The organism is Negadavirga shengliensis (assembly GCF_042652345.1).
Lineage (GTDB): Bacteria > Bacteroidota > Bacteroidia > Cytophagales > Cyclobacteriaceae > Negadavirga > Negadavirga shengliensis.
Genome location: NZ_JBHSJJ010000005.1, coordinates 296,002 through 316,321 on the forward strand (window position 1 = coordinate 296,002; position 20,320 = coordinate 316,321).

The window sequence follows — 20,320 nt, forward strand, 5'->3', positions numbered from 1 at the left end:
GTGGACAGGGTCAAGGTTATGCTTTCAGTTTCTTTATTACCTCCTTGGCTACCACTTCCCCGGAGATAAGTGAAGGAGGGACACCAGGGCCGGGAACGGTTAGTTGTCCTGCATAGAACAGATTCGGTACTTTTTTGTTTTTCAATGAGGGTTTCAGGATGGCGGTCTGGGACAATGTATTGGCGAGACCGTAAGCATTGCCTTTGTACGCATGGTAATCCTTTTTGAAATCCCGGTGCGCATAGGACCGTTTGTAGGTGATATGTTGCCTGATATTTTGTTTGGTGAGCTTTTCAAGTCTGTCCATGACGATATGAAAATACTTCTCCCGGATCGCCTCGTTATCTTCCAGATCCGGGGCAAGAGGAATCAGGATGAAAAGGTTTTCTTTGTCAGGAGGTGCCACGCTGGGGTCTGTGACGCTAGGAGCAGACACATAGAAAAGTGGTCTTTCGGGCCATCGGGGCTTTTTGTAAATGGCATCAGCATGAGCTTCCAATGGTTCATCAAAAAATAGGTTGTGGTGCTGAAGGTTTTTTAATTTGATGTCGATCCCTAAGAAGAAGAGCAGAGATGATGGCGCCAAGGTGCGGTTTTCCCAATAATGCGGAGAATAATTTCTCCACGGTTTGTCCAAAAGTTGCTGGTCGACATAATGGTAATCGGCTCCCGCCACGATGGCTTTGCAGCGGATGTTTTCCCCATTGGACAGGGTAATGGAATGGGCGGTTCCGCCATGGACATTGATTTGGGTGACTTCTTCTCCCAAGCGGATCGCCACTCCTTTTTCTTCAGCCAGCTGTACCATTCCTTTGACAACTTCATGCATTCCTCCCATGGGATACCAGGTCCCCAGTACGATATCAGCATAATTCATCAGACTGTAGAGCGCAGGGATATTTTGGGCCGTTTCCCCTAAGAAGAGCACCGGGAATTCCATTAATTGGATGATCTTCCCGTTTTTAAAAAATTTCCTCACATGCTTGGACATGGGTTGGAAAAGGTCCAGCCGGAGAAGATCCCTAACAAGTGACAGTCTGGCAAATTCCGTAAGGGATAGACTGGGTTTGTGGACCAGATCATGGATCCCCACTTGGTATTTATAGGCGGCCTGTTCCAAAAAACGGTGAAGTTTTTCGGATATCCCCGGTTCCAGAACTTCTAGGGCAGCTGTATATTCCGCTAGTGCTGAAGGTAATTCCATCGCATCATCTACACCGTAAAAAACCTTATAAGAGGGGTTCAGTCTGACAAGTTGATAGTAGTCTCCGGGTTTTTTCCCGTATTTTTTGAAGTAGTTTTCAAAGACATCGGGCATCCAATACCAGCTTGGCCCCATGTCAAAGTGGAATCCTTCCGCTTCAAAATTCCTCGCTCTGCCGCCCGGGCTTTGGTTTTTTTCGAATATCACCACATCTTCCCCCGCATCTGCGAGATGGGTGGCTGCGGACAACCCGGCAAAACCAGCCCCTATCACCACAACTTTCTCTTCAGACATGTCTCAGTTTTTGGCTTGATAGATACTCAGCCCTTCCTTCAGCAGCTTTCTTGCAATATGAATACGATTTTTAACAGTTCCTATGGGGAGGTCTAATTTGTCCGCGATCTCATGGTACTTATACCCTCTGACATGCATCATGAACGGGGTTTTATAAACATCATCCAGTTTGTCAATGGCGGTATGGATGTCCTTCATGGCAAACGCCCCTAAAGCACGGTTCTCAACGACAGTACCTCCTGAGTTAAGGAAATGCAGATTGTCGGAAGTATCCACAAAAGTGCCTCTTCTAACCATTCGTTGATAACTGGTAATAAATGTGTTTTTCATGATGGTGTAGAGCCAGGCTTTGAGATTGGTGCCCTCTGTAAATTTATCCTTGTTGGTAAACGCCTTCAACACCGTCTCCTGAAGTAGATCGTCAGCATCATCCATATCCCTCGTCAGCTTGAGGGCAAAGGGTTTCAGCGACTTGGTAAGTTTGTAAAGAGAGTAACTGAATTCCAGCGTGGTCATAGTTGTTTTAGTTTTGTTTAAATAAAATTAAATTATATTAAACAAAAATACAACTCTTTTTGAAGAAATATTTAGACTTTATTAAACGATAGCGGAGTTATATTTATTGGTATATCAGTTTTTAATAATCTTTATTAAATTGATATATTCATTTTGATATTTTTTATATTCCAATTTTTCACTTTTAAAATATATAATTTGTTTAACTTTTTTTAATAAATATTAAAAATATATTGACTTTATCGCGCACGGGAGCGGGAAAACCTGGCTTAAAGTGAAGGGGCGTATGGGTGTTAGAAGACATACCATAAGGAACGGAGGACAACTGGAGGGTTAAAAAAAGCCCCATGGACTCAAGGTCTATGGGGCTTTAAATACGACACGAGATTGGGTTGGATGCTATGTCCAGGCATTCCTGAGGAATTTCAGCCAATTCCCATGCATTACCTTTTGGATGTCATTTTCTGTATAGCCTCTCTTGGAAAGCATGTCCGGTATTCTTTTTAAGTCGGCGATGGTTTCCAGGTCATAGGGGCTTTGTTCTCTTCCATAGGCGCCGTCCAAGTCAGACCCGATACCGATATGGTTGGCATTGCCTGCCAATTGGCAGATATGGTCCATGTGATCGATCATTTTTTCCAGGTCACAATCCATTTCTTTCGGCTGGGAGACACCCCGGACCCAGCCCGGAACCATCATCCACGCATCCAATACTCCTCCAATCACAGCGTCCCTTTGTATAAGTACTTTGATTTGCTCATCACTGAACTGCCGGTTGTGATTTACCAAGGCCCTGCAATTGTTATGACTGGCCCACACGTGACCGTAAAAATGATCCATGGCTTCCCAGAAACTGTCATCACAGAGATGGGTGGCGTCCAGAATGATGTTGAGTTTCTCCATCTCTTTTAATAATTCTCTCCCCTTGGTCCCCATCCCGCCAGTGGCATCGGTGCCTTGGGCATAGCGGCCGGGGCCATAATGGGCCGGGCCCAGCGCTCTTAGCCCGCTCTCATAGGATTTTTCCAGATAGCTGAGATCGATGATGGAATCAGCCCCTTCCAGAGAAAGGATGTAGCCAATGGGTTTGGCGGCTACCGGGCCGTTTCCGGTCCACAGTTTCAGATGGTTCTCCAAGGATTCAAGGTTGTTGATCTGCGTCATTTGCCCCTTTGCTTCCATGGCTTGGTACCATGCCAGCTGCCCCTGAGTCTGTGCCCAGGCCTGCTCAGGGGAATGCCAGCCCGGCAGCGGATTGTCCGGTGCCACATAGCGGGCAATCTGGGTGGCCACCACCAGCCCGATATTGCCCTCCCTTAATGCGGGCAAAGAGACGGTAGCATTGCCCCTGTCGGGCTTGTCGGTCAAGCCTTTCTCTCTATTGTTGATTTCTTCCACTGTTTTTTGAAGATCCCTGTTCCATTCCAGGGCGTTCATGCTTAAATCCAGGTGGGCATCTATGGTAAACATACGTTGTTTTCTAACAGGTTTTATGTGAATGTTCTATGCACTGACATGGTCAAAAGTTGATTTTCCGGTCTCTTGAGATGATCCGCCATTCTTCGGCTATTTTACCCCCTTTTATGACAGTGGCCCTGTCATGCAGGGCAACCGTGGGACAAACATGATAGGGCACGCCGTATAACACATCACCGATTTTAAAATCATGCCCTTCACCTGCATCCATTACCAGGTGTTCTTCACTTTGGCTGACAGGTTTCAGGTCAGGTGCATTGAGAAAAGTGACTCTTTTTTCAATGGGGTTTTCTGAAGCGATGGACTTATGACCCAGATCCAAACAGATAAGTCCGGGTGTGGGCAAAGAAATAACCCTCGACATGACAAGAGCGGCCGGCAGAAACGGCTGCTCCGGCAATACATCTCCATAGCCTTTGTCCCAGTAAATGAAAGTGCCGGGACTGCAGGTCACCCTGTTTCTCTGGGCATGAATGGGAAAAGTGGTGGTCCCTCCGGCAATCATTTCCAATGAGGTGTTCTCTTCCTCCTCCAGTTTGGCCCACATGGAAGCAATAGGCCGAAAACCCTCATCACATTCCTGCCTGCGCAGGTTGATATCGGGATTCCGAAGGTGACCGTCATAAAGATGAAAACCGGCTACGGAGATTCCCCGAAGTTTTCCGGCTTGGTGATACAGCTGTTCCGCCGGAGCGCCCGGAGAAATGCCGGTGCGGTTGGTGCCCGCATTCAAATCTATGTATACCTGGATCATCAGGTCATTTTCCGCCATTTTCCGGCTGATTTGCTTGGCGGCATCTATGTGGTCAATGAGGCATCGGAATTTTACCGCAGGCTGAGACTGAATAAGTTTGGCAAGCCGTTCGATCTTTGGGCCGACGGGCTGATAAGCCAGGAGAATGTCTTTGGCTCCAGCCATGACCAGCATTTCTGCTTCCGCTATCGTGGCGCATTTAAACCGGGTGATACCTGCTTCCATCATCATCTGACAGGCCTGTACCGCTTTGTTGGTCTTTACGTGAGGGCGTAAACGTTCAGGCCCTCCGGCCATTTTTAGGGCTTTATCAATGTTGTCTTTCGCCCTGTCTGGATATATCAGGAGGGCAGGGCTGTCTATTTGTGCTGCGTGTTCCGTTTCGTACCATTTTGCTGACATACTCCTCAGGGATATAGCTCAAACATAGCTTCTATTTCTACAGGGATATTGCCCGGTAAGGATCCGAAACCGACGGCACTTCTGGTCCCGATGCCGTTTTCTTCCCCCCATATATCGGCAAACAACTCGCTGCAGCCATTAATGACATAAGGATGCTCTCCAAAGTCAAGGGAGCTGTTGACCATTCCCAATATTTTGACCACCCGCCTGATTTTATTAAGACTTCCAAGCTGGGTGCGAATGGTGGACAGCATGGTCAGGCCAACCTGCCGGGCAGCCTGCTTGCCTTCTTTTTTATCCAGGTCTATGCCCACCTTTCCAGACATCAATGATCCGTCGTTGAGTACAGGACCATGTCCGGAAAGATACAGTTGGGTTCCCACAATCAAAAGGGGTTTGTATACACCGCCCGGAGGAGGGGCGGGTGGGAGCGTCAGTCCCAATGATTTTAGCCTGCTTTCTGCTGATGAATTTTCCATGGTTATTGATTTTTTTAAAAGTACCTAAGTTAAAGAATAAAATCCAAAGCCAACACACCCAACAGCCCCAAAACCGCAACTACCGTTTCCAACAGGGTCCACGATTGCAGTGTCTGTTGGATGGAAAGATTGAAGTATTCTTTTACCAGCCAAAAACCGCCATCATTTACATGGGATAAAATCAGGCTGCCAGCGCCTATGGAGAGTACCATTAAATTCGGATTGACGGTTCCAGCCGCCATCAAGGGAGCTACTATTCCCGCGGCCGTCAGAGCGGCCACCGTCGCGGATCCGACTGATATCCTGATGATCGCGGCAATGATCCATCCCAATAGCAGCGGATTCATTTCCCAGCTTTGGAGCATCGTACCGATTTCCTCGCTTATGCCGCTTTCAACAAGTACTTCCTTAAAGGCACCTGCGCCGGCGATGATCAGGAGTATCAAGGCGATGTCCTTGACCGCAAGGGTATACCCGTCCATAATGGATTTAATGCTTTTACCTTTTGTCACCCCTAAACTAAAAGTGGCCCAGATTAACGAGACCAGCATGACCACTGAAGGATTGCCGATAAATTGCAGGAAGGCAAAACCGGGATGTTCAGGGTCGAATTTCAGGGATAACAAGGAAAGGGATATCAACAGAAACACGGGTAAAAGAGAGGATATAAGGCTGTTTGCCAAGCCGGGGAGCGCTGTATCTTCCTTTGGGCTCCCCATAAAGATTTCCAGGGGCTTTACTTCCATTTTTTTCAGGAAAGGTGCTTTGCCCAAAAGCGGGCCGGCAATGATGATCATGGGTACTGCCAATACCAGTCCATAGATGAGGGTAAGGCCCATGTTGGCATCAAATTGCGCTACCAATGCCACCGGTGCCGGGTGGGGCGGCAACAACCCATGGGTCACAGACAATGCCGCAAGCATGGGTATTCCCACCGTCATTGCGGGGATGCGGAATTGATAAGTCACCGTAAAAACCAAGGGCACCAACAAGACAAATCCTACATTGAAAAACAGGGGAATACCCACTACAAAACTTGTGAGTGCTATGGCCCAATGCAGTTGTTTTTTTCCAAAAGCCTTCATCAAAAAAGCCGCGATCTTTTGGGCGGCCCCACTGTCGGCGACGATTTTACCCAGCATGGCTCCCAGGGTGATAACGATGACCAGAGATCCTAGTAAATCACCAATCCCTTTTTGTACAGCCCCTGCTATGTTTTCCAAGGGTATACCCAAAAAAAGGCCTGCCAGCAAGGAAGCGATGAGAAATGCGATGAAGGGTTCAACTTTGACCCAAACGATAAGTATGACCAAAAGAAGTATGCTTAATCCAATAATGATAAAAGCCATGTAACAGTATGATGGTTGGATGAGATCAGGTTCAAAAAATACCGCTTATTCTTATAAATGCCTATTTATATCCAAAAAACTTCTTTCTCAGATTTACTCCCGGATCCATCTTGTGGATTGTGTATGCCTTTCACCCCTAAACCATAAGATATATAGACCGGGACTCAATGCGGTCATGTGCTTTAAAGTGCTTTTTTCAAGTTCTTCTGCTTTTCCGCACCAGGTATAAGTCAGTTTGCCTTGGGAATCCATTATCTGAAAAAGAACATCTTCCTCTGGGATAAAAGCGTTCCCGAGCCGAATGTTCAAATTTCCGGATTGATAGGGGTTTGGCAGAACAGATAAAGGTGTAAGGGCGGTTTTAGGCACCCACCGGATGACGGGACTTTCGCTGACCACCTTTCCGTGCTGCAAGACTTTGATTTGATAATAGACGGGCCCTTCACCGGAATACGTGTTGTCCAGGAACTGAAAACCGGGCGAGGATGGGTGGGCGGGGATGGTGGTTATAGCAACAAAGAAGGACTCCGGTTCAATGGATCTAAAGACGATAAACGTGGCCTCCTCATGTTTTTTCGTTGCCCAGGATAACAGCGTCCCGCCGGCTGTTTCGGTGGCTTTAAATTTTGTCCACTCAAGGGGTAAAATCGTTAATTCGCCTGTGCTGCCTATGGTTAGGGTGGTATTGCTTAGCTCATGAAATTCCAAAGATCTCCTTGTCCAGAGATTGCCGCCTATCCAGGATGCGTCAAGGTGAGTGCCAATTGCAGCCTGCCCATCGGCCACCATCCTCAAATCGGATTCATGGTCAATAACCATGTCATCGGAAAACACCCTGACTTCAATCAAATCTGTATCGGTTGTGGTTCCGGAAACATCAAAATAGCTGTGAAGGTGATATAATACCGGTGTGCCATCCTTGTCCTCAAAACCCGCATTCCAGTTTACACCCGGAATTTCCCGATACCTAATCATCAAATGTTGTCCCGGCTGGGTCAATGTACCCTGTAGCACCATGGTCATCTGTGCGATGATTTCCCTATCGAAAAATGGAAAGCTGGCATTGCCGTCGTGTAAATTCAACGGGAGATTTTGATAGTGAAAGAACGCCAAGGCGGACCAGGTTCCCGATGAATAGAGATAGCCTCCGTCCCCATCTCCGTTTATGGTAAATGATCGTCCGTGGAAATCAATGTCCCCTGCGGTCTGCACAAAATGTTTCTTCACTTCCAAGTCCTGCATGGCATGAAAGGTTCCTGAAGGTTTGTCAAGCAAGAGGTTTTCCAAGGTTAGTTCCGGGATATTCATGATTTGATCGCCGTTTCCGGTGACGAATAATGAAGAGGTCTGCGTTCCGATCGCTCCTCCGGAAAGCCTCTGCATGTCGCCGGTGATCACAAGCGTGTCTGGTAAATTTTTTTCTGCAGAACCCTGGAAAAAGACATGGTGGTATCGCCGGACCATCTGGGAGCCGGGCAGGGTACTGCCGGCAAATTCCTGGACGGAGCTTTCCGATGCATAGTAAACCGACCCTTCCAGTTTTACGTCCGCCGCTTCTATCAAGGGTTGTTCGCCCAAAAAAACCAGCTTAGCCCCCTCTTCGAGGATCAAAGAGGAGGCTGGTTTTGAGCTGGATCGGGAAATGATGGGGCCGAAAGCGCCGTTTCCCTCTGTAATGAGGGTGGCTCCCGCCGCAACCTTTAAAGATCCATAATCCTCTGTCCCAAATATATTGTTTGTATTGAAGGAAAAGGTAGAGGTAGCCGGGATGCCTGCGAAATTAACGGTTTGTATTACGGTTCCGCTTTTTATAAGAAACCCATTGGACTTGAAAACCGAATTGACGGTTAATTCAGCCCCGGGATCCGGATCGAAAACCACATTAAATCTGCTATTGCCATTGTTACCGCTCCATGAATCGCGATCCACTACTGTGCGGGAAGGGCCTTTGAAAACAATGGATCCGGTTTCAGGATAGATCCAGTCGGTCAATGCGGATGTAGTCTGGCGGATGACAAAATCATCTTCATCTGTTTCAAAACACCTCAGGGCACCATAAACATGCAACCCGTAGGTTTGAAGGTTAAGTTTTTTGCCCGGCTCTGAAGCGCTGTACAGATAAAGATGGTGGACTTCTTCCGTTCCGGTCAACCTGATTTCATTGTCCTTGAGTACGAACACGTCGCTGTTTCTATCAGGGACGGCAAGAGGCGCTTCCCAATCATTTCCGTTCCAAACCAACCAGGTGGCCAGATCATTCCAATCTCCAATCCCGTTTTGGGGCAGGTTGCTTTTATAAGTTTGCGAAGTAAGATTGATCTGGGCATAAGAAGACAAGGATACCGTCAAGAATACAAAAAATACACTCGCCAACCGGTATACAGACCTGGGGTCTCTAAAAAGCCATATGATGTAAAAAATCATCATCGAAAAGTGGAAAAGTGATTAAATATATTTTGTTTTTAGTTTAAAACAAAATTTTTTAACCTTCTATTTTCCACTTTCGTAAAATGAAATCTGGATAAAAACGGTAAGGGATTATGGAAAGATCTCACCGCCTTTTATTCTCCTTTTTGCCAGGCCGGATAGGTGCGTTTGGTTAAAAACTTATATCTTTTCAAATGCAGCAAGCTCTTCCCTGAGAAACCTGGCGGTATGGCTGTCTTCACAGGTGGCGATCTGTTCCGGGGTTCCTGTCACCACAATCTGTCCGCCTTTATCACCTCCTTCAGGTCCTAAATCTATGATGTGATCAGCCATTTTGATCACATCAAGGTTATGTTCTATGATCAATACGGTGTTGCCTTTGTCCACCAGCTTGTTGAGTACCTTAAGCAGCATTTCAATATCCTGGAAATGAAGCCCGGTGGTGGGCTCGTCCAGAATGTAAAAAGTCTTCCCGGTATCTTTTTTGGAAAGCTCTGTAGCAAGTTTTACCCTTTGGGCCTCACCTCCCGAGAGGGTGGTGGCATGCTGGCCCAAGGTAATATAATCCAAGCCCACATCGTGCAGTGTTTGAATCTTCCTGAGAATCTTAGGTTGGTTTTCGAAGAATTCAACAGCCTGTTCCACCGTCATGTCCAAGACATCGGATATGGATTTGCCTTTAAACCTTACCTCCAGCGTTTCCCTGTTGTATCTTTTGCCTTTACAGGTTTCACAGGGGATATGCACGTCAGGCAAAAAATCCATTTCAATAAGTTTCATTCCGGCACCTTCACAATCCTCACAGCGGCCGCCTTTCACGTTGAATGAAAATCTCCCAGGCTTATATCCTCTTATTTTGGCTTCAGGAAGTTCGGTGAACAAGGCACGAATATCCGTGAACACCCCGGTGTAAGTAGCCGGGTTGGATCTGGGTGTCCTTCCTATAGGAGATTGATCCACTTCTATGACCTTGTCGAGATGTTGAAGCCCTTTTATTTCTTTATAAGGTAAAGGCTCCCTTTTTGATTTATAAATATGGCTGTTCAATAAGGGGTACAAGGTTTCATGGATCAAAGAACTCTTGCCGGACCCTGAAACCCCGGTGACGCAGATCATGGTGCCCAGAGGGATTTCCAGGTTTACATTCTTCAGATTGTGTCCCGAAGCCCCCTTTAGTTGAAGTTTCTTTCCGGTCCCCTTCCGCCTTTCCAAGGGGATTTCGATTTTCCTGATTCCTTGCAAGTATTGTGCGGTCACGCTTCCGGATTTCAATATTTCCTGGGGTGTCCCGCTTGCCACGATCTGTCCCCCATGTCTTCCAGCGCCTGGGCCAATGTCCACGACATAATCAGCCTCAAGCATCATATCCCGGTCATGCTCGACCACAATCACTGAATTTCCCAGATCCCTTAAATTTTTCAGGGCTTTGGTAAGCTTTACATTGTCCCTTTGGTGAAGGCCGATACTCGGCTCGTCCAATATATAAAGAACGCCGACCAACTGGGTGCCGATCTGGGTGGCCAGTCTGATCCGTTGGGCTTCTCCTCCGGATAAACTTCTTAATGGCCGGTTTAGGGTCAGGTAATCCAAACCGATGTCCACCAAAAACCCGATTCTCTTTCTGATTTCTTTGAGTACTTCAGCCCCAATGAGCCGTTGTTTGTCTGTCATTCTTGGTTCGATGTTTTCGAACCACTGGCTCAGGTGGTGGATATCCATTTCCGCCAGTTCACCAATATGTTTGGAGGCGATTTTAAAGTGCAAGGCCTCTTTTTTCAACCTGTACCCCTGACAATCAGGACATATTGTGGTAGTAGTGAAATCGCTGATCCACTTACGGATTTTGTCAGAGCCGCCTTCCTGCTGTTTCTGAAGAAAGTTCACAATGCCTTCAAATGTGGTGTTCCATTTGGTGCCAGGGTATTTGACAGAATCCACGGCCACTTCCACCTTTTCTCCGTATAGCAAGATGTGAATCACCTCATCACTCAGCTTTTCCAAGGGAGTGCTTATGCTGGCTTTATGCCTTTTAAGGATGGCGTCCACTTTTTTAAAGATCCAAATGTCTCTGTATTCTCCCAGAGGTGCGATACCGCCTCTGCTTATGCTTAAATTGGGGTCTGGTATAATGCTTTCTTGGGTGATTTCTTCTATGACTCCAAGACCGTTACAGGTAGGGCATGCCCCGTATGGACTGTTGAATGAAAAGGTGTTGGGGGCAGGTTCATCATAGCTGAGGCCTGTAACCGGATCCATCAGGTATTTCGAAAAATGATGGATTTTACCGTTTTCCTCCAAAAGCATCATGATGCCCTTTCCATGCTGCAGGGCTGTCTTCAGGGACTGGGTAATCCGGTACCGGTCGCTTTGATCTGCCACAACCCTGTCCACTACGATTTCTATGTCGTGGATTTTATACCGGTCTACCTGCATCTTGGGGATGACCTCCAGTATTTCACCATCCACCCTCACTTTGGAAAAACCCATTTTTCGCACCTGTTCAAAGAGCTCCCTGTAATGGCCTTTTCTTCCTTTCACTACAGGAGCAAGGATAGAAAGTTTTTTGCCCTTCAGGCTTTGAAATATTTGTTCGATGATCTGATCCTCGGTCTGCCGCACCATTTTCTCCCCGGAAAGATAAGAGTAAGCTTCCCCTGCTCTCGCGTACAAAAGGCGCATGAAATCATATATTTCAGTGACCGTGCCTACTGTGGACCTGGGATTCTTTGAGGTGGTTTTCTGTTCTATGGAAATTACCGGAGACAGGCCATTGATCTTGTCCACATCAGGGCGTTCCATTCCGCCCAAGAAAGATCTCGCGTAGGCGGAGAAACTTTCCATATATCTCCTCTGCCCCTCCGCATAAATGGTGTCAAAGGCCAGGGAGCTTTTCCCACTTCCACTTAAGCCTGTGATTACCACGAGGCTGTTTCTCGGAATGATGATGTCCAGGTTTTTAAGGTTGTGTTCCCGGGCACCGTATATCTCTATAGATTCTCGTTCTGGCTGCGTATGTGCTGACATAAAAGGGTAAACCGCTGAAGCAAATTTGATTTCACAAAATTAGGGATTAGATATGGAAAAGGCCTTATCTATAAGTAAAATAAACCCACTTGCTAAAATATGGTTCAAATTTTTCGAGTCATTTGCCGGAATTTTCCCGCATTTCTTTCTCTGTTTCTCCCGTGATGGTGGATTTCAGGCCGCTTAATACAAGATGCCACCAATAATTGAAGATAAATTTATGTTGTCTGCGCTTAAAGTATACCGCTCCTTCGTTAAGTGTGCCTCGCTTTGTCGGGTTTTGTGATTTTATGACCACCTTGTTGGCGAGAAAAGACCCTATTCTCCGCAATATATTTTGATTCTTTCCAAATTCCTTATCGAGAATTTCGATTTCCAAGTCCTTATATTTTACGATGAGATCTCCATGACCGTCAATGTCATCGGCTTCGATATTGAAATAAACATCATTTACCCAGCCGCTTTTTATAGCCACTTGGGTAGCCGGCTCAATCATTTCATTCAATGGATTGAGCATCATGCTGCCGATTTTCCCGTTCATCAAAAACTTTCCTTTTTCGTCATTGATGAAATAGGTTACCTTCAAATCTATTTTTGCCCTGCCTATTAACCTTCCCCGGGCCTTCACCTCCATGCGGTCATCTTTTTCTAAATCCTCAGAAAAATTGGTCACCTTGCCGATGGTCGCGTTAATCTGATCAAAAAAAATTTTACCGGCCCTGGGCGCGTCATTGTCCGGTCTTTCTTCATAAGAAACGTAAGCATTTTCAATGATGACATTATCTACTCTGACTTTTTTGGGCAATTCTTTTACAACTTCGTGAATCATTTTGGGTCTGCGCTCCCTGTCTTCCGGTTTGCGTTTGTCCCTGAAAATTTCCAGCTCAGGGTCCTCCAAGGTAAGGCTTTCAGCCACGATATGTCCCTTTCTAAAGAAAGTTTGGAAATCCATGCCACCGAGTTGGACCTTTCCCTGATGTAGTTCCATCCAATCGGTTTCTTTTTCAAACTGCCCGGTGTATTCATATTTTCCCAGTTTGTTGTTCAACGTAACCTTTTCAATGATCATCTTTTGGTCTTCGGTATTGAACGACAGGTCTTTGGCCAAAAGCGCATTCCTATATTGATTAAAATGCAAAACGGCTTGATCCATATATCCTTCTACATTGTCCACTGAAAAAAGGGCTTCAGGATCGTTGATATCTTCTTTGGTCAACTCAAAATCATCCGCAAAAAGAAAAAGGTCTTTGATAGAAAGCCGGGTTGAATCGGTATAGCTGTCTTTATTGTCAAAAGAAACCCTGTTGACACGGATGTGGTTCATGGATATTTTGTTATAATCCTCGCCTTCGCCCCGTTTTTTATCACTGTTATCAAGATCCAAAGCCTCCAACGGAGGGGTGATGCTTTCCAATGATACATTTTCTATATAGGCGGAATCCAGTTTAATACTGTTGTTAAGTAAAAAATCAATCCATTTGAAACCGGTTAAACTTGCCGCTTCAAAATTTAGATGAAACCGGATTTTATCCTTTTCCTGGAGTGTTTCCCCGGGGATGATCTCTACATCATTCAATTGAAGATAGGTGCCCCTATAGTCGTAATCAAACCTGATTTTTCCGAACCGCACCTCATGACCGGCAAAATCATATCCCCGCGTAATCATATCCCTTACGATCTTGGCGGCATTTTGGTTCAGATACCAATTAATGATCATAGGGATGACCTGAAACAAAATAAAAATGGCCGAAGCAAACACCAGCAGTAGGATCAATGGTCTCTTAACTCTCATCTTAAAATGGGTATTATACATTCGCTTAAGATAGAGATATTATTTTATCCAACTGCCATTTTCTAAGAAGAATTAAGTCAAACTGGGAGTTTTATTGTATAGGATTGGCCTTTTCTTACAGAAAGTTTATCACTTCTAAGCCATGGATTGTGCAGCTTTAACTCCTTATAGTTACTACGGTTTTGTACCGCCCATTTAGCCAGGTCGGGGATGGACTCCGTAACATTTATCTCTCTTAGCAGGGGGAGTTTGTACAAGTCATCCGTCTGTAATTCAAACCCATATTTTCCAGGATGTTCAAAAATCGCTTTCATGGCAAGAATCCTAAAAATGTACCGGCTGGTTTCCTCATTGAGATAAAGATCATAGTAATCCGGGCTCAATTGTTCATTTTTTCTTCTCGTCAATCCCGAGATTCCCATGTTGTAACTGGCAGCGACACTTGTCCAATTGCCGAATTTGCCATAAGCGGATCTCAGGTATTTGCTGGCAGCGATGGTAGCCTTTTCAAAATGATATCTTTCATCTACTTCTTTGTTTACTTCCAGCCCAAGCTCTTTGGCCGTGCCTTCCATAAGCTGCCAGAATCCCCTGGCTCCGGCAGGGGAGACCACATTCATGAGTCCGGATTCGATAAGCGCGACATATTTGAAATCCTCAGGTATGCCATTTTCTTTCAATGTCTTTTCAATGTACGGAAAAAACTTGCCGGCGCGTTTCATCATTAAAAGGGTGTTGGATTCCCAGTAGGCATTGACATATAGCTCGCGCTCGAACCGTTCAAGGATGTCTGGCAGATGGATGGGTACAGGTTCTTCGGCAAATACAGGCCGTTCAGGAATTTCAAATATCCGAACCCTGGGGAATGTCGTGGATTTGTCTTCCTGAAAATAGGCTTGAGGCCTTGCTTCCAGCTCCTCCACCCAGGAACCGGCCCCATTGTTGTTTCTCTCATAAACCAGAAAACCTATCACTAAAAACAGAAGCCCTATAAGGCTATAAAGGACCGAAATGTGCTTTGATACCAAGTTTTAATAATTTGATGTATATTAAATGTCTGCCGTAAAACCTACTTATGATAATCTCTTCGGCTGTTTCCTATTCCATAACGAAACCCTCAGAGCATCATTGCCAACAATGGCTTTATTAGCCAATGCCACCCTGTCCTTCCTTTGAGCCGGCCCAACGGCTCAATTTATTACCAACAATGATTGAAAGCCCGCTGTAAATTGCTGTTTTGTGCCCTCCTTTTTCCTATCATAATGTATCTCTTTGATGCTGAAAAAACATGAGATTCAGTTTTTCAAAATAGCATATTAATTTTAAAAACTAAAAGCCAGTAATTTAATTATATCGTCGTTCATCCCATTTTTGCTTGCGTACCGCTGCTGTCCGAAATAAAAAAATACAAGGCTTATTGTTTGCTAATATTCTGTTGGATAATTTCGCATGTAATTAGGTGACTAATGAATCTCCATGATAAATCCCTCGAGGTCCAAGGGATTTTTGAGGAACTGGAAGTCGAGGCCCGCCAGTTTTTGGAAAAGAGCCAATTGCAGTGTCTTGCCGGATGCGGAAGGTGTTGCACAAAACCCGACATTTTTGCCACTGTCCTGGAGTTCCTCCCCATGGCCCTCCATGCATACCAAAATGGGAGCGCTTACAGTCTGCTGGAAACCATAAATAATGCGTCGAATACGGATGTATGTATCATCTTTAAACAGATGATTTCAGCCAATGACAGGGGTTTTTGTACGGATTACAGAAACCGAGGTCTGATTTGCAGGCTTTTTGGCCAAGCCGCACGCAGGGACAAAAACGGTAATTTAGAACTCCTTACCTGCAAAAGCATAAAGGAAGACAAGAAAGATCAGTATATGCAGGCACAAAATGCCATAAATGAATCGCTTCCTGTCCCCATTTCCTCTCATTATTACCAAAGACTCCACAACATTGACCCGTCCTTAGGGCATGAGACTTTTCCCATCAATACAGCCTTAAAAAAAGCACTGGAAATGGTTTTAATGTACGAAAATTATCGTCAGGATGAAGCGGGGTAGAAAAATAGTGGTGTTTTCAGCAAGGTTTTTGATGCAAAAAATATTATCTTGAATTATTTAATACTCAACCATAAAAAAACTTTGTGATGATCAGTATCTCTGAAGTCGTGACCACTATCAAGAAGCTCATAGAAATCAGGTTTGAAATTTTGAAAAATGAGATCCAGGATGAATTGGGTATAATTGTCGCCCGCGTAGTTGTACTGGTATCCATGGTTTTAGCTTCCCTTTTTATTTTGCTTTTTTGCAGTATATCTCTCGCCTTCTACCTTGGCGAGCTGTATGCCAGCCCTTATTTAGGTTTTCTGATGGTTGCGGCCATTTATTTGTTGATTTTGTTGATTCTTTATATTATCCGTAATTCCTCGGTTCTTCAGGTTAATCTTAAAAATTCCCTGGCCAGTTTTGTATTTTTGTTCAAGAAAAGAAGGTAACCTATGAGTGAGGAACTGAAAAGGAAATCTGAAGAACTGGAACAAACCCTCCAGATGCAATTGGGTCAGCTTAAGAAGGATTCTGAAATTTATGTAAAAGTGGCCGGCGTGGCCTTGCTGACAGGATTGGTATCGGTAGGGATGTTCAGGCTTTTATCTCCACGGAAGCCCAAAGCCTCCCGCGATGAATTTTTGGAAAGGAGAGGGTGCAGGGGGAAAAAGGGAAAAAAGAGAAGGAAAAAAAGATATTCTTTTTTCGGAAATCTGAGGAAAAGGCTACTTTGGACCTTACTTGATTACGGAAAGGACAAATTATTGGAAAAGTTGATCGCAAAAAGCCAAGCTACAGGTGGCAAAGAAAGATAATATCATTTTAGAGGGCTTTTTCGCCTTGAGAAGAACAGGGAGAAAAGCGACTGCGCTATTGATAGATCCGGGGAAAATCTTTTCTTTACGCCCTATTTTAGACAAAGCCCTTGAAGCGGATGTGGACTACCTGTTTGTAGGGGGGAGTTTGACAGACCCTGCGGATGTAAGCAAAACCGTTCAATACATCCGAAGGCATGTCATGCATATCCCCATAATTATTTTCCCCGGTAATGCCACGCATTTTTCTCCCGAAGCAGATGCCGTTTTGTTTATCTCCCTGATTTCAGGCAGAAATGCTGACCTTTTGATCGGCCAGCATGTGATGGCCGCCCCTGCCCTGGCCAAAAGCGGGTTGGAGATTCTCCCGACAGGTTATATATTGGTCGATGGGGGAAGCATGACCAGCGTGCAATACGTGAGCCAGACGCTTCCTCTTCCCAATGACAAGCCGGACCTGGCTTCAGCTACAGCACTTGCCGGGAAGTATCTTGGGCTAAAGCTATTCTATTTGGATGCTGGCAGTGGTGCATTAAATCCTGTTTCAAAGGATTTGATCGCAGCCGTGAGCAGGGATACGGCAAGTCCTTTGATTGTAGGAGGGGGGATCAATTGCCCGAAAAAGGCCAAAGATGCATGGGATGCGGGAGCGGACGTGGTAGTCATTGGCAACGGGGCAGAAAAAAACCCCGGTATCCTTACCGAGGTTGTACAATATGCTAAAATGTCTAATGCATCACTGAACGTTAATTAGCGATTCTCTTCGCCTCATTTTTCCCGCCGGCAAGCCATACATCATCTTGAATCTTCGGCAGAAGTATGCGGTGTCCTTGTATCCTACTTCCTTACCGATGTCTCTGATGCTTTTCTTGGTGGTGCGGAGCAGTTCCACGGCAGCTTCCATTCTTTGATATTCGATGTAATCCTGAGGATTGATTCCGGTCAGCATTTTGAAATACTGGCCTACGTAATCTTCAGAGACATTCGCCACTTTGGCCAAAACTTTGTTGGAAAGATCCCCGCCTATGTTCTTCTTGATATAGTTGAACATATCGATAAGTCTGGGGTCTTTGAAATAAGTACTGTTGGTAGATAGCTCCTCCACGAAGAGCCTGTTTTTGAGAATATGCCGTACCAACTCTACAACCAGGAGTTCCGTGTAAATTTTCATTACACGCTCCTTACCCGGGGTATTTTGTTCGGATTCCTTGACAATATCCTCAATGATAGAGGCAACCCTGTCATTGAACCGGATAACAAATGCCGGAATCCCCAATGAATTGAAAAAGTTGACCACATCAAAAACCTTTGCTTCAAAGGTCACTGAAGTAATGCAGTCATCCTCCAGATTTTTGATTTCCTTGAAACTCACAGTTTGAAGGTATTTTTTCTTGTTTTCCAAGAAGTTCTCGTTAGTCGTTTCATTTCTTTTCGTCACCGTGCCGAATGAAACACGGGTAGGTCTACTTGCCGGTATAAAAAGTATTTCCCCTTCACTAACTGATTCCTGATCATCACCGAAGTTTAGGGAGCCCCTGTGAAGAAGGATCGCGGTGTTTTCCACGTCAGTATAGTCCGTGATCGTGACAGGCCGCTCAATTTTAAAGTTATTTCCCCTAATATACCTGACCCCAACAGACTCTATTACCTTATTGTAATATTCCATGATAAGTGCCTTTAGATTTATTTTTGTAAAAGTATATTATTTTTCTAATTTCTTATGACAATATTAAAGAAAAAATTAAAATAAACTAAATTTCGATATGAAAATTACTATATATTTTTAAAAATCCGCTCCATATCCAATTATTTCAAAAGGCCTCTTGATATAACTATTTTTTGAATCTCCGATGTGCCCTCATAGATTTGGGTGATTTTTGCATCCCGGAAGAGTCTTTCCACGTGATATTCTTTCACATAGCCGTACCCACCGTGGATTTGAATAGCTTCGGTTGCCGTTTCCATAGCCACCTTTGAAGAATACAATTTGGCCATCGCGCTGAACTGAGAATAATCCAACCCCGAATCCTTCAGGTAGGCCGCTTTTAAACACAATAAACGGGCCGCCTCTATTTCGGTTGCCATGTCCGCCAGTTTGAACTGTATGGCCTGGTGCTCGCAGATCGGCTTTCCAAATGTCTTTCGCTCTTTCGAGTAACCCAGCGCAAGTTCATAGGCGCCGGCCGCAATGCCCAATGCCTGAGCCGCGATACCGATTCTCCCTCCGTTCAGCGTCTCCATGGCAAAACGGAAACCGAAGCCTTCTTCCCCTATCCTGTTTTCTTTGGGGATCTGAACATCTGTAAACATCAGTGAATGTGTGTCAGAAGCTCTGATGCCCATTTTGTCCTCTTTTTTTCCCACCACAAATCCATCTGAGGCCTTTTCAACAATGAAGGCAGAGATCCCTTTGTGGCCTTTGGCAGCATCGGTCTGGGCCATTACCAAGTAAATATCCGCGGAACCGCCATTGGTAATCCAATTTTTTGTCCCGTTCAAAAGATAGTGGTCTCCCCCGTCTTCTGCAGTGGTTTTTTGGGATGTGGCATCTGACCCGGCTTCGGGTTCTGAGAGACAAAAAGCACCTAAGAGTTCACCGGTGGCCAAACGCCGCAAATATTTTTCTTTTTGGGCCTCACTTCCGTATTTTTCCAGACCCCAGCACACCAGCGAATTGTTCACAGACATGATCACCGAACAGGAGGCGTCAATCTTGGAAATCTCCTCCATTGCCAGCACATAAGAAACGGTATCCATACCTCCTCCGTTGTAGTAAGGGTCCACCATCATGCCCATAAAGCCCATTTCCCCCATGAGCTTTACCTGCTCTTTCGGGAAGGAGGCTTTATCATCCCTTTCTATCACGCCGGGGAGCAGATGGTTTCTGGCAAAATCCCTGGCGGCATCTCTTGCTGCTGTTTGTTCTTCAGATAATTGGAAGTTCATATCTGATTTTGTTATTGTTTTTTTTAATATACGCCAAAAAAGAAAAAGGGGCAATGATAGCCCCTCTTTAAATCGATAAGATTAACCGACGGCTTAATCCCTGTTCCCAAAGAAAATAAAGAAATAATAGGCCAATGTCGCCAGAGAAGCCAATGCAGCTACCACATAAGTCATAGCGGCCCATTTTAAGGCATCTTTGGACATTCCATATTCCTGGGAAGTCACAATACCCCTGTTTTGTACCCAAGCGAGGGCCCGATTGCTGGCATCAAACTCCACGGGGAGAGTAACCAAGGTAAATAAAGTCAATACGCCATAAGAACCTACGATAATGGCTCCTATTGCCTCATAGGGCAGATTAAATAAGGCAATTCCCCCAAAAAGGGAAGCAATCAAAACGATGTTCAGAATTTTGCCGCTGGCGTTTTGGATGGGGACCAGGGCTGACCTCAGCTTTAACCAACTGTAGGCTGTGGCATGCTGCACCGCATGTCCGCATTCGTGAGAGGCTACAGCTGTAGCGGCGGCATTTCTTCCATAGTACACGTCAGGGCTCAGGTTGACGGTTCTGTCCAAAGGATTATAATGGTCCGTCAACTGTCCTTCAACGCAATTTACCCTTACATCATGGATATTATGGTCGGCAAGCATCAGCTCGGCAATTTCCTTTCCTGAAAGATTTGCTGCCAAAGCTGTTTGGGAGTATTGCCTGAACTTGCTCTTCAGCTTGCTGCTTACCACATATCCCAAGACGCCAAATACCACTACAATTAATATAATTCCCATATTCGTTATGT

Annotated in this window: 17 protein-coding genes; 4 read left to right on the forward strand and 13 right to left on the reverse strand. The window is 45.3% G+C overall.

What is annotated here, in order from left to right:
- Nucleotides 1-16 precede the first annotated feature (16 nt).
- From ACFPFU_RS11140 to ACFPFU_RS11185, 10 genes are all read right to left on the reverse strand, one after another.
- On the reverse strand, nt 17-1,498 hold the full coding sequence (locus ACFPFU_RS11140) for a phytoene desaturase family protein (protein WP_377064472.1): 1,482 nt from the start codon (nt 1,496-1,498) through the stop codon (nt 17-19).
- Between the two features lie 3 nt (nt 1,499-1,501).
- Entirely contained in the window at nt 1,502-2,014 is a 513-nt protein-coding gene (locus tag ACFPFU_RS11145) for an RNA polymerase sigma factor (protein ID WP_377064474.1), read from the reverse strand.
- A 399-nt stretch (nt 2,015-2,413) separates the two neighbouring features.
- The gene (locus tag ACFPFU_RS11150) at nt 2,414-3,484 is read right to left on the reverse strand and encodes a dipeptidase (protein ID WP_377064476.1); all 1,071 of its coding nucleotides are present in this window, start codon (nt 3,482-3,484) and stop codon (nt 2,414-2,416) included.
- Nucleotides 3,485-3,533: 49 nt separating this feature from the next.
- Nucleotides 3,534-4,646: a D-TA family PLP-dependent enzyme gene (locus tag ACFPFU_RS11155; RefSeq protein WP_377064477.1), complete on the reverse strand. Its 1,113-nt coding sequence runs from the start codon at nt 4,644-4,646 to the stop codon at nt 3,534-3,536.
- 5 nt (nt 4,647-4,651) lie between these two features.
- The gene (locus tag ACFPFU_RS11160) at nt 4,652-5,125 is read right to left on the reverse strand and encodes a RidA family protein (RefSeq protein ID WP_377064478.1); all 474 of its coding nucleotides are present in this window, start codon (nt 5,123-5,125) and stop codon (nt 4,652-4,654) included.
- Nucleotides 5,126-5,154: 29 nt separating this feature from the next.
- The gene (locus ACFPFU_RS11165; protein ID WP_377064480.1) at nt 5,155-6,474 is read right to left on the reverse strand and encodes a GntT/GntP/DsdX family permease; all 1,320 of its coding nucleotides are present in this window, start codon (nt 6,472-6,474) and stop codon (nt 5,155-5,157) included.
- A 93-nt stretch (nt 6,475-6,567) separates the two neighbouring features.
- Nucleotides 6,568-8,901, reverse strand: coding sequence for a hypothetical protein (locus tag ACFPFU_RS11170; protein ID WP_377064481.1), 2,334 nt, complete (start codon nt 8,899-8,901; stop codon nt 6,568-6,570).
- A 180-nt stretch (nt 8,902-9,081) separates the two neighbouring features.
- Entirely contained in the window at nt 9,082-11,925 is a 2,844-nt protein-coding gene (gene uvrA / locus ACFPFU_RS11175; RefSeq protein WP_377064483.1) for an excinuclease ABC subunit UvrA, read from the reverse strand.
- A gap of 118 nt (nt 11,926-12,043) precedes the next feature.
- Nucleotides 12,044-13,717: an AsmA family protein gene (locus tag ACFPFU_RS11180; RefSeq protein WP_377064485.1), complete on the reverse strand. Its 1,674-nt coding sequence runs from the start codon at nt 13,715-13,717 to the stop codon at nt 12,044-12,046.
- Nucleotides 13,718-13,794: 77 nt separating this feature from the next.
- Entirely contained in the window at nt 13,795-14,745 is a 951-nt protein-coding gene (locus tag ACFPFU_RS11185) for a lytic transglycosylase domain-containing protein (protein ID WP_377064487.1), read from the reverse strand.
- 438 nt (nt 14,746-15,183) lie between these two features.
- Between ACFPFU_RS11185 and ACFPFU_RS11190 the strand changes: the two genes are divergently transcribed.
- The 4 genes from ACFPFU_RS11190 (at nt 15,184) to ACFPFU_RS11205 (ending at nt 17,331) form a co-directional block, all read left to right on the forward strand.
- A complete protein-coding gene (locus tag ACFPFU_RS11190) occupies nt 15,184-15,777 on the forward strand; it encodes a YkgJ family cysteine cluster protein (RefSeq protein ID WP_377064489.1) in 594 nt (197 codons plus the stop codon).
- An 86-nt stretch (nt 15,778-15,863) separates the two neighbouring features.
- Nucleotides 15,864-16,211, forward strand: coding sequence for a phage holin family protein (locus ACFPFU_RS11195; protein ID WP_377064491.1), 348 nt, complete (start codon nt 15,864-15,866; stop codon nt 16,209-16,211).
- A 3-nt stretch (nt 16,212-16,214) separates the two neighbouring features.
- Entirely contained in the window at nt 16,215-16,577 is a 363-nt protein-coding gene (locus ACFPFU_RS11200; RefSeq protein WP_377064493.1) for a hypothetical protein, read from the forward strand.
- A complete protein-coding gene (locus ACFPFU_RS11205) occupies nt 16,561-17,331 on the forward strand; it encodes a phosphoglycerol geranylgeranyltransferase (protein WP_377064494.1) in 771 nt (256 codons plus the stop codon). Before ACFPFU_RS11200 ends, ACFPFU_RS11205 begins: the two co-directional genes overlap by 17 nt.
- Here the strand turns inward: ACFPFU_RS11205 and ACFPFU_RS11210 are convergent.
- From ACFPFU_RS11210 to ACFPFU_RS11220, 3 genes are all read right to left on the reverse strand, one after another.
- Nucleotides 17,314-18,243, reverse strand: coding sequence for an AraC family transcriptional regulator (locus ACFPFU_RS11210; protein WP_377064496.1), 930 nt, complete (start codon nt 18,241-18,243; stop codon nt 17,314-17,316). The genes ACFPFU_RS11205 and ACFPFU_RS11210 overlap by 18 nt on opposite strands.
- Before the next feature lie 140 nt (nt 18,244-18,383).
- Entirely contained in the window at nt 18,384-19,523 is a 1,140-nt protein-coding gene (locus tag ACFPFU_RS11215) for an acyl-CoA dehydrogenase family protein (RefSeq protein WP_377064498.1), read from the reverse strand.
- Between the two features lie 93 nt (nt 19,524-19,616).
- A complete protein-coding gene (locus ACFPFU_RS11220) occupies nt 19,617-20,309 on the reverse strand; it encodes a zinc metallopeptidase (protein WP_377064500.1) in 693 nt (230 codons plus the stop codon).
- Nucleotides 20,310-20,320: the final 11 nt, after the last annotated feature.